The 10,200-nt window shown below is 64.9% G+C and carries 5 protein-coding genes and 1 pseudogene; 1 reads left to right on the top strand and 5 read right to left on the bottom strand.

Annotated features, from left to right (window positions below; all coding sequences use genetic code 11):
• Positions 1 to 245: 245 nt before the first annotated feature.
• From ACCQ15_RS20735 to ACCQ15_RS20755, 5 genes are all read right to left on the bottom strand, one after another.
• A complete protein-coding gene (locus ACCQ15_RS20735) occupies positions 246 to 473 on the bottom strand; it encodes a hypothetical protein (RefSeq protein WP_011349060.1) in 228 nt (75 codons plus the stop codon).
• A complete protein-coding gene (locus ACCQ15_RS20740; protein WP_031424894.1) occupies positions 454 to 903 on the bottom strand; it encodes a type II 3-dehydroquinate dehydratase in 450 nt (149 codons plus the stop codon). Before ACCQ15_RS20740 ends, ACCQ15_RS20735 begins: the two co-directional genes overlap by 20 nt.
• Before the next feature lie 10 nt (positions 904 to 913).
• On the bottom strand, positions 914 to 1,342 hold the full coding sequence (locus tag ACCQ15_RS20745; protein ID WP_008571740.1) for a hypothetical protein: 429 nt from the start codon (positions 1,340 to 1,342) through the stop codon (positions 914 to 916).
• Between the two features lie 269 nt (positions 1,343 to 1,611).
• Complete coding sequence (locus ACCQ15_RS20750) at positions 1,612 to 5,466, bottom strand: translocation/assembly module TamB domain-containing protein (protein ID WP_372381021.1); 3,855 nt, start codon at positions 5,464 to 5,466, stop codon at positions 1,612 to 1,614.
• Positions 5,463 to 7,244: an autotransporter assembly complex protein TamA gene (locus ACCQ15_RS20755; protein WP_008571752.1), complete on the bottom strand. Its 1,782-nt coding sequence runs from the start codon at positions 7,242 to 7,244 to the stop codon at positions 5,463 to 5,465. The genes ACCQ15_RS20750 and ACCQ15_RS20755 overlap by 4 nt, the downstream gene beginning before the upstream one ends.
• A 237-nt stretch (positions 7,245 to 7,481) precedes the next feature.
• Between ACCQ15_RS20755 and ACCQ15_RS20760 the strand changes: the two are divergent.
• Positions 7,482 to 10,172, top strand: a pseudogene (locus ACCQ15_RS20760) (TonB-dependent receptor plug domain-containing protein).
• Positions 10,173 to 10,200: the final 28 nt, after the last annotated feature.

Raw genomic sequence — 10,200 nt, forward strand, 5'->3', positions numbered from 1 at the left:
GTATGGCTGCAGGCGCTGCACGGCGTGAGCCGCAATGCGGTGCGGGATCGTCTGCAGCTATGACGCTGCGTCCACCCGCCAAACACGGCGCGGCAAACTAAACGTCGCCAGTGGTTGCCAGGCGGGTACGGACGGCGTGCAGCAACCGCAGCGTCCACAGGCCATGCCGGACGAGCAGAGGCCGCACCCGCCGAGTGGCTGCTGGTGGCTGCGCACACGCAGTTGTAGCTGCTCCAAGCTCCCAGCTACAACCGCGTGACCTGGCATAGGCGAATCTGCCCTGCTTCCAGGCCGTGTGCCTCGGCCGCACGCCGGCGCAGCGCGCTCACCAGCGCGGCTGCGTCCAGTTCGCCATCGGCCGGCACGTCCACGCTATGCGCCAGTTGCCCCCATAGCACCGGCCGACCATCGCAGTAGCCCTCGTAATCGGCGAAGTAATGCAGCTGGCGCCGCTCAGGTCCCGACGTGGACATCGCCTTGAATCTCCGTGCAGCCCAGATGTTCCAGCGCGATCTCCAGCCCCAACAGATAGCTCTGCGCGCAGTAGCCACGCACCGTGGCGATGCACTGCCCCAAACCGTGCGGCAGGCAGCGTTCCGGACGGTCCACGCTGTCGTCGTGCGTTTCGACATAGGGGTAAGGCAATTGGCTCAACACGCGATGCAACCGCGTACTGTCCACGCAGCTGCCCGGATCGATCAGCGCAATCTCCATCCGCGCCTGGCCGGCCACACGCAGCGCATCCAGCAGTTCCTGTTCCGAGCCACAGGCACGCAAGGCCACCGTCTTGCCCGCGTCCCCGGCACACGCCACCAATTGGCGAATGACGGCGCGCGGCAACGGCTGCGGCCCACGCACCTGCGGCATGGCCGCCTCCGGCCCACGCATGATCATGATCGACATGGCGACCTCCTCAGGCAGCAACGCGCAGTGGCGCGTGTATCGGCGGCAGACACCGCGCGGCAATGCCGAGCGACATCGCATATGCACGCGGCGCATCGTGCGGCGTGATCACCACTGCCAATGGCGCATGCTGCGCATGCAGCCACGGCTCCAGTTCCTGATCGGCATCGGTATGCAGCTCGATATACGGCGTAGGCAACGCGTCCACGGCAGCACGCAAGGCTCGCGCACAACTGCGCTCGGACAAGGGCAGATCGCCCGAATCCAGCAACACCAGCTCCACCTCGGCATCGCCACCGGCCGCATGCAGCTCGGCAATCAAGCGATCCACATCGGCACACGCCAACGTGCGCAACGCACGGCCAGCACACTCAGGCAACTGCATCGTCACCGACGGTGCCGGATCGGCCTGAGGACCGCGCAAAATCAGGATACACATCGTGTTCGACTCAACGCACCACAGTGCGGGAGTGCCAAGGTAGGCCCGGCGGGCATAAAGGAGCTATTCGCGCGCCGGGGCGCGAGCATAAAGAGTGCGTAATGGCGCGCTTTCCATCAGTAGACACAGTCCAACGCGCCATCGATGCCGATGCGCAGCGCAGTAAAGCAGATGCAACCGATGTAATCCTCTACCCATGCAACGAGCGCTGCACGCGAACGGCGGCAGAGATCATCGGTCGCCAGCAGTTTCTGCCAGTTCACCGTCGCCTACTTCTCCCGCCGCCAGTTCACCGACCCCTTGGTCTCGATGGTGCTCGATTCGGCTTCGATATCGAAGCCGCGGCTGAGCAGGTACTTGAGCGTCAATACCGAGCCGCCGCCGACCATCGACACGCCGTAGCCGACGTAGAGTTTGGGCGAGAGATATTTGCCGAAACCCACCACCGAACCCAACGTGCTGGATTGACTGACGCCGGCTTCGTCCAGGCCGAGCTTGGCGCCGATCTGCGAGGCGATCAGGCTGCTGCCGGCCGACAGGGCCGCCGAGGCGGCGCTGACCTGCTGGGTTTCGTCGCTGCTGGCAGTGGACAGGCCGCGGCCGAGGACCAGGTACGAGAGCGCCTCCGATTGCGACATCGCCGGTTCAGACCACACATCGGCACGCGGCGATTCGGCGCGGCCGCTGACGTCGATGCCGGCGGTGACATCGCCGATCTTGCGTTCGGCGCGCAGGCTCACGCGCGGGTCGGAAACGATGTTGTTGTTCCAGGTCAGCTGGCCACGGGTGATGGTGAGATCCTGGCCATAGGCCTTGTAGCGCCCACGCACATCCAGCCCGCCATTGGCGGTCATTTCGCGGCCAGGGCGCGCGCGGATCTGCATCTGCCCGCTCAGTCCACCCTTGAGGCCGAAGCCGCTCATGTTGACCTTGTCGCCGAGCACGATGGCCAGGTCCATGTCCAATGGCGATGCGGGCGTTTGTTCCGGGTCCACCGGGTCCAGCACCACCACGTCTTCGGACACCGAGGTGCCACGGTCCAGGCGTTCCAGGTCGATGTCCGCTTCGGGCACGGTGACCTTGCCGCGCAACTGCATGGTGTTGTCGGTAATGCCGAACTGCATGTCCGGGTTGGCGATGATGCGCAACTCGCTGGTGTTGTAGGCCAGCACGTTGTCGCCGCGGATATTGAGCAGCAACGGTGTGCTGGTTCCGAACCACGACAACCCACCATCGACGGTGAGCGTGCCGGGGCCGGACTTGGCCGAGGCGGTGATCTTGGCCGAGCCGTCCGGCAGCGCATCGAAGCGGCCCTTGCCCTCGCTCAGCGTCAAACCCATCGACGGGTATTCGGCAGTGAAATCGCTCAAGGTGGCATCGCCGCCGAGCAGCGGTTTGTCGCGGGTGCCGCGCAGGCTCACGTGGCCCTCGACCAGCCCCTTCGGCCGCACCACGTCGGCAATCACCAGCTCCAGCCAGTACAGCCGCGACATGTTCAGATACAGCTCGCCGTTGAGCGGCGCGTACGCATCCCAGCCGGTATTGAACTTGGCATCGACAAAGCCGGCGCCCTGGAAGCCGATACCGAGCTTGCCCTGGATCTGTTGCTGGGTGAAATCGGCCTGCACGCTGAATTGGTCGTAGCGCAGCAACTCGCCGCGATTGGGATTGCCGGCCACTGCCGCGTAGCGGGTTTCGCCCAAGCGAAAGCCGCCTTCGGGCGAGGCGATGCGCAGGCTGCCTTCCCAGGCGTTGCCGCGCGGCTTGAAGCTGCCGTCCAGCGACAGTTCGCCGCGCAGATAGATCTGCCGACCTTCCTGCTTGGGCAGCCACGGCTGCACCAGCGACAGCGGCAATGCGTCGCCGTGCACCACCATGCCCTCGCGCGGCCAGTTGGCGCTGGCGCACAGCGCGCCGCCGGTGGCCGCGCCCAGGCAGGTGTCGGACAAGGTAAACGCGGCGCCATCGGTGCTGAACTGCGCCGGTTTGCGCAGCGCCCAGGCATCGCCCTTGGCCGGTGCGATGCGCAGCGTGGCGACCTGCCCCTGCCAGCGCTCGCCGTTGCGCCGCACATCGCCCTGCAGGGCGACGCTGGCCATGCTGTTGGCGATGTCCGCATCCAGTCGCAAGGCCTCCACCGCTCCGCGCGCCTGCACGCGCACGCTATCCAGCACCACACCGGCTTCGATGGCGGTGCCTTGCAGGGCCAATTGCCCGTCGCTGCCGCGCCACGGCAGCCGGCCACGCAGGCTGATGCTCTGCGCGCTATAGGTGTCCCAACGCAGGCCGTTGCCGGCAATGTCGGCGGTGATGTCGGGTGCGTCGCGCTTGCCGCTGACCTGCAGCTGCCCGCGCACGATGCCGGTGGCGCCAGGCAGCACGTCGTCCAGCTGCAACGGCTGCAGCTGCGCGGCGATATCGAGCTGGTCGCCCACCTTGCCCTTGGCGTTGATGCGGCTATTGCCCAGCGCCAGTTGCAATTCGCCTTCGCCCTGTTCGCCGCGCAACGCGAACTTGCCGTTGCCCGACAGCGCGCGTTGACGCAGCTGCCCGGTCAGGCTGGGTATCTCTGCAGTGGCCTCGAACCCCGGCGAGACACCGCCGGCAGGTGCCGGCAATTGGCGACCCTTGGACGCGATCTTGCCGGACAGGTTGCCGTTCCAACCCGGCGCGAAATAGCCCGGGTCGAACTTGGCCAGTTGCGCGCTGACATCCCATTGCAGCTCCGGCGCCCAGGCCACTTCACCGCTGAGATCCAGCGCGCCGCCCGGCGTTTTTGCCTGCACCTGCTTGAGCTGTGCACGTTGGTCGTTGCCGCGGCTGTCGAAGACCAGCTCGGCCTGCTGACCATCGCGCTCCAGGGAGGCGCGGCCGATCGCGGCCCAGGCCTTCAAGGTGCCGGCCACGCCCAGGCGTGCGTCTTGCAACTCCACCGGCACCAGCGGCGCGTCCGGCGTGGCCGGATCCGCGGCCGGGGTGAAGCGCAGGCCGCTGGCGTTGACCGCAAACCGGAAACTCGGATTCTGGGTGTCGCGGAAATCGGCGGTGCCACGCAGTTGCGTGCGGCCTTCGAAGGTGTCGATCACCAACGGTTCGACAGTGAGGACCTGCTCGGCCAGGCGGACATGCGAGGGTTGCAGCGTGGCGCTCAGCTCTCCTTGCTTGAGGCTGCCGTGCAGATCGGCGTTGCCGCCCTTGCCGGACGCCTGCAGGTTCAGCGCGATCGGCGTGGCCGGCGGGTTGGCTTGCCCCTCCGCGGCCGGAATCAACAACGAGGTATCCAGCGCCTGGGTCACGGCGTTGAATGCCCAGGTCGGGTCGTCGCGGCCGGTGAACACCAGGCTGGCCTGCAGCGGCGCCGGCGCCCGGCCGGCAATGGCCACTTCCATCTTGTCCAGATCCCCGCGTGCCACCAGCCCCAGGCTGGCCGGGGTACGCCCGCGTGCGGCCGGCAGCACGGCAGTGGCAGTCAGATCGGCACGGTAGTCGTCGTTGGGCAGGTAATCGCCGTGCAGGCGGAAGTCGCCCATGTCGGTGTCGATCACCAGATCGCGCGTGCGCAGCTCGCCGGTGGCGACCTCGAGCCCGCCCTGCACCTTGTGCAGCACGATCATCGGCTGCTGCAGCTGGGTGATGCGCAGGTTCTGCACATCGATCCTGTCGGCCTGGATCGCCAGCGGCACGTTGATCTGCGGCAGCGACTCGGGCCAGCTGGGCAGGGTGAACGGTTCCTCGCTCTTGCCCAGGTTCAACGTGGCATTGCTGACCTGCACCGCGTCCAGCTGCAGCTTGCGCCCCAGCAGCGGGCGCAGGTCCGGCTCCAGATACACGCGTTCTGCAGTGAAGTGGATGTCCTGATAATGGAAGTCCACATCGCGCAAGGTCAGCGGGCCGGCCACCGGGCCTTCGACCTTGCCGTAGGTAAACGTGGCGCCCACCGGCAGGCGCGCCACGACCTGCGCCAGCAACACGTCGCGCCCGGCCACGGTCTGCAGCAGCCAATAGACCGCGATCAAGGCCAGCAACACCAGCCCGAACATGGTCAGGCCCGAGCCCACCCAGAACCGGCGCCGGCGATAAAAGCGCGGACGCGGTGCCGGCGGCGTAGGGGAAGGTGCGCTCACAGGTTGGCCCCGATATCGATGTAGAGCTGAAACTGCGAGTCGGGATCGTTCAAGCCATGTGCGATATCCACCCGCACCGGGCCCACCGGCGAGCGCCAGCGCAGACCAAAGCCGACGCCGGTATGCCAGTCGGGCCGGTCATCGAAGGCGCTGCCGCCATCGACGAACACTGCCCCGCCCCAGGGGCCGCCCTTGAGGTAATGCTCGTACTCGGCACTGGCGGTGACCACGTTCTTGGCACCCAGCGCGAATTCGTCGGGCTTGGGCGTACGCGGGCCGACTTCGCGAAACGCATAACCGCGGATGCTGTTCGCGCCACCGGCGAAGAAGCGCAGGCTCGGCGGCATCGCCACCAGGTCGCTGGTCCAGGTGGTGCCACCTTCGCCGCGAAGGATCAACCGGCTGTTGTCGCCGGCGCCCAGAAACCAGCGCAGCTGGCCATACAGCTGGCCGAAGTTGGTATCGGAGCCGGCACCTTCGGCGCCGCCGCGGATGAACATCTGCGCCGACACGCCGCTGCGCGGAAACAGCCGGTCGTCGACATTGACGTAGTTGGCCTGCAACTGCGGATAGATCAGGGTGGAGGTCTCGTACACCGCGCCTTCGAAATCGTCGCCGCTGCTGAAACGCCACCGCTCGCGCAAGGCGTTGATCGAGGCGATCGCGCTCCAACGCTCGTTGATCTGGCCGCTGCGGCTGCCGGTGAGTTTGACGTTGCGCAGGTCGATGTAATCGGTCTGCTCGTCGTACAGCCGCGCCGAGGCGGTGTACCAGCCATCCAGCCAACGGAACGCCGGCACGCGGTAACTTGTCGTCAGGCTCTTGCGGTTCTGCGCGTAATCCAGCTGCGTGTCCATCTTGTGGCCGCGCGAGTTCACGTAACGCCGCTCCACGCCACCGCGCACACCGGCACCGCTTTCGCTGCCGTAGCTCAAGCCGGCGGTGTAGACCGTGCGCTTGGCGCGGGTAAGTTTGACGTCCACCGGCACGCGGCCCTGGTCGTCGGCCTCTTCGGGCTTGGGCTGGATATCGATGGTGCTGAAGTAATCCAGCTTGGTCAGCGACTCGCGTAGCCGATCCAGCTTGCCTTCGTGGTAGTAGCTGCCCTCCTCCCAGTACACCAGCGGGTCGAACAGGCCGTCGCGGAAGTAGTCGTAGTCGAAGCGCACCTTGCCCATGTCGTAGCGGCGGCCGCTGTCCCAGTTCAGATCGATGTCGGCCGCATGCTCGGCACGCGTGATCGCAACGCGGCGCTGGGTGAAGTCGGCATCGAAGTAGCCACGCTCGGCCAGGCGCCGGGTGATGCGCACCTTGCTGGCTTCGTATTGCGGATGGCTGAAGACCTGGCCCTCGCGCGGCTCGAACTGCTTGAGGTCCTGGCCCAGGTAGCGGTCCTGCTCGGCCCAGCCGGTGATCGAGATATGCGAGGTGCGCACCCGCACCGGCTCGCCACGGTCCACCGTGATCACCACGGTCACCCTGTCGCCGGCGCGCGGTGCGGCCAGCGTAATGGTCGGCGAGTAATAGCCAAACGGCTCCAGCGCCTCACGCGTCTGCCGCTCGGCCTGTGCCAACAGATATTCCAGACGCGATTCGCCCTGCTCCTTGCCCACGGCCTCATACAGAGACAGGGAGACCTGGATGTTCTCGATCATCTCGGCGTCGTCGCCGCCGTCCAACCCCTTGATTTCGATCTTGTCGATGGTTGCCCGAGCAACCGCTTGCAGCGGAACGAACAGGGTGCACAGCAAGGAAAGAGCAAACGCGACTTTAAGCATCGTCAAAGGATACCCAGCCTCGGCGTGAAGGGACAAAAAATCTAGGCAAGCGCGACTATACGGGGGCCGAGTGAAGTGGTTACAGTCGGCGTGTTGTTAACGTTTCGTTGGCATCGATTGCGAGCGGCCCCCCAATTGCTGCTCGCCCGTTTACACCTTGAGAGAGAGGTCTGTTTCATGAAGCGTCGTTTGCTGGTTACCGCCGTATGCACCGCCCTGACGATGCCATCGCTTGCGATGGCACAGGAGCAAGGTGACGTGACCCAGTTGGACAAGGTCACCGTGACAGGTTCGTTGATCCCCCGCTCCCAGATCGAAACCGCGACCCCGGTGTTTTCGATCACTGCCCAGGACATCCAGCGCCGCGGCTTCAAGGACGTCTACGACGTGCTGCGCTCGCAGCCGATGGCCACTGGCTCGGTACAGGACGGCCAGTTCAGCGGCGGCTTTACTCCGGGCGCCAAGTCGTTGAGCCTGCTCGGACTGGACCCGGGCTTCACCCTGGTGCTCATCGATGGCCGGCCCATGGCCGACTACCCGCTGCTCTATAACGGCCAAAGCAACTTCGTCGATCTGGCCAGCGTGCCGGTCGGCATGGTCGAGCGTATCGACGTGGCACCCGGCAACCAGTCCTCGATCTACGGTTCCAGCGCCATCGCCGGGGTGGTCAACATCATCCTGAAAAAGCGCATGGACGGCGTGCAGATGAACTACCGCATGGGCACCTACGATGGTGGCGGCGGCAACAACCAGCGCTTTCAGCTCACCGGCGGCAACGAGATCGGCGGCGCCAATATCGTGTGGGGGCTGCAGCTCAATAATCAGGACCCGATCTACGGTTTTCAGCGGCGCGATTTCGATTCCACCAACGACAACCCGGACCCGACCCTGCGCTACGGCTCGCGCATCGCGCTGCACAACACACCGCGCACCTACATCGACCCCGGTGCCGACAACTGCGCCGCGCTGGGCGCGCTGTTCAACGGTTCGGTGCAATAAGACAACCGTGCCAACCGTGGCAACTTCTGCAGCAGCCGTGCCGAGCCTGGCTATGCCAGCATCCTCAACAAGGAGCGCAGCGCCAGCGGCTATGCCAACCTGAGCTATGCATTCAACGACAACGCCGAACTGTATTCGACCCTGCTGCTCAACCGCACCAAGGTCGAAGTCAACAGTGGCTCGCAGTTCTGGCAGGCCTCTTCTGACACCGGCGGTCTGTTCTACAACCAGGACAGCCAGCAGCTGGAAAGCTATCAGCGCATCTTTGCGCCGGAAGAAACCGGCAATCTGAATTTCAACAATCAGCGCCAGACCGCCGATTCCTACAACATCGCAATTGGCCTGAAGGGCGGCCTGGGCGCCAGCAACTGGACCTACGATGCCTATTACGCCCGTTCGGAATACCGCATCGACAGCCGCCAGCAATGGCCGCTGGCCGATCGCATCGAAGACTTCTTCCGCGAACAATTCCTTGGCGCACCGCAAGGCGAGTACTACGGCTACCCGATCTACTCGCCCAACGACGCCAACTTCTATCGCGCGTTGACGCCGGCGCAGTACCGCAGCTTCAACGACGAAATCCGTACCAAGTCCAGAACCTGGACCCAGAACGTCAACCTGCAGCTGACCAACACCGAGCTGTTCAACCTGCCGGCCGGCGCTGTTGGCATCGCCGGCGTGTTGCAGGCGGGCAATCAGTACTGGACCAACCCGACCGATCCGCGTGTCATCGCCGGCGACTTCTATCAGCTGACCGGCACCCAAGGCAGCGGCAAGCGCGACAACTGGGCGGCCGCCTTCGAGACGCGGATCCCGATCCTGAGCACGTTGACCGCCAACCTGTCTGGTCGCTACGACGACTACAAGAACCAGGGAGGCGGTGGGGATTCCAAATTCACCTACAAGGCGGCACTGGAATTCCGCCCGATCGACTCGCTGTTGTTCCGCGGCAACTACGCCACCGCCTTCAAGGCGCCGGACATGGCCTTCAGCTTTGCCGGCGACAGCGGCTTCTTCCAGGGCGTCAACGATTACTACCGTTGCGCGGTGGAAGAACCGGGCGTGCCGATCGCCGATTGCACCTACGCTGGCACCACGATTTCAGGACGCCGCGCCGGCAATCGCGATCTGAAGTCGATCACGGCCAAGTCCTGGGGCGCCGGCGTGGTGTGGTCGCCAAGCGCACGCTTTAGCGTCAATGCCGACTACTACAACATCAAGATCGACCAGAAGGTCAGCGATCTGAGCACCGACAATCTGCTGCAGACCGAATCGGCGTGCCGCCTGGGAAGCCTGGACATCAATTCGCCTACCTGCGTGGACGCGCTTTCGCGGATCGATCGGACCGGGCCCGATGCACCGGTGCCCAATCGCCTGAGCAGCATCCGCATCAATCCGGTGAATATTTCCAACGAGGAAATCTCCGGTGTGCTCACCAAGGCGACGTACAACCTGGCGACCGAATCCTGGGGCCTGTTCGTGTTCGACGCGCAGTACAACGCGACCCTCAAGCACGAAAGCCAGCAATTCCCCCAGGACCCGGTACGCGACCTGCTCAGCGAACCGTTCTTCTCCTCCGAGTTCCGCACCATCGCCAATGCCTCGGTCACCTGGCAGAAGGATGCGTGGACGACCACCTTGTTCGGCCAGCGCTACGGCCGCACCCCGAACTTTCTGTCGCAGCAGAGTACCGACGGCTACGCAGTGGAAGGAGCACGCAAGGTCGGCGCGTGGACCACGTTCAATGCAACGCTGGACTACGCGATCAGCGACGATATCTCGCTGACGGCAACGGTCAACAATCTCGCCAATACCCGTCCGCCGCGTGACCGCACCTACACCAGCTACCCGTACTACAACATCTTCAACTACACCGGCTACGGCCGTTCCTACATGCTGGAATTGAACTGGCGCTTCGGCGCGCATTGATCCACAGCACTGTGCATGCGTACCTCCA

The sequence above is a fragment of the Xanthomonas sp. NCPPB 1754 genome, assembly GCF_041475725.2.
Taxonomy (GTDB): domain Bacteria; phylum Pseudomonadota; class Gammaproteobacteria; order Xanthomonadales; family Xanthomonadaceae; genus Xanthomonas; species Xanthomonas euvesicatoria.

Bases quoted from the DNA above. Each gene is read 5' to 3' on its own strand.
- ACCQ15_RS20735 (WP_011349060.1), bottom strand. From the start codon at position 473: ATGTCCACGTCGGGACCTGAGCGGCGCCAGCTGCATTACTTCGCCGAT.
- ACCQ15_RS20740 (WP_031424894.1), bottom strand. From the start codon at position 903: ATGTCGATCATGATCATGCGTGGGCCGGAGGCGGCCATGCCGCAGGTG.
- ACCQ15_RS20745 (WP_008571740.1), bottom strand. From the start codon at position 1,342: ATGTGTATCCTGATTTTGCGCGGTCCTCAGGCCGATCCGGCACCGTCG.
- ACCQ15_RS20755 (WP_008571752.1), bottom strand. From the start codon at position 7,244: ATGCTTAAAGTCGCGTTTGCTCTTTCCTTGCTGTGCACCCTGTTCGTT.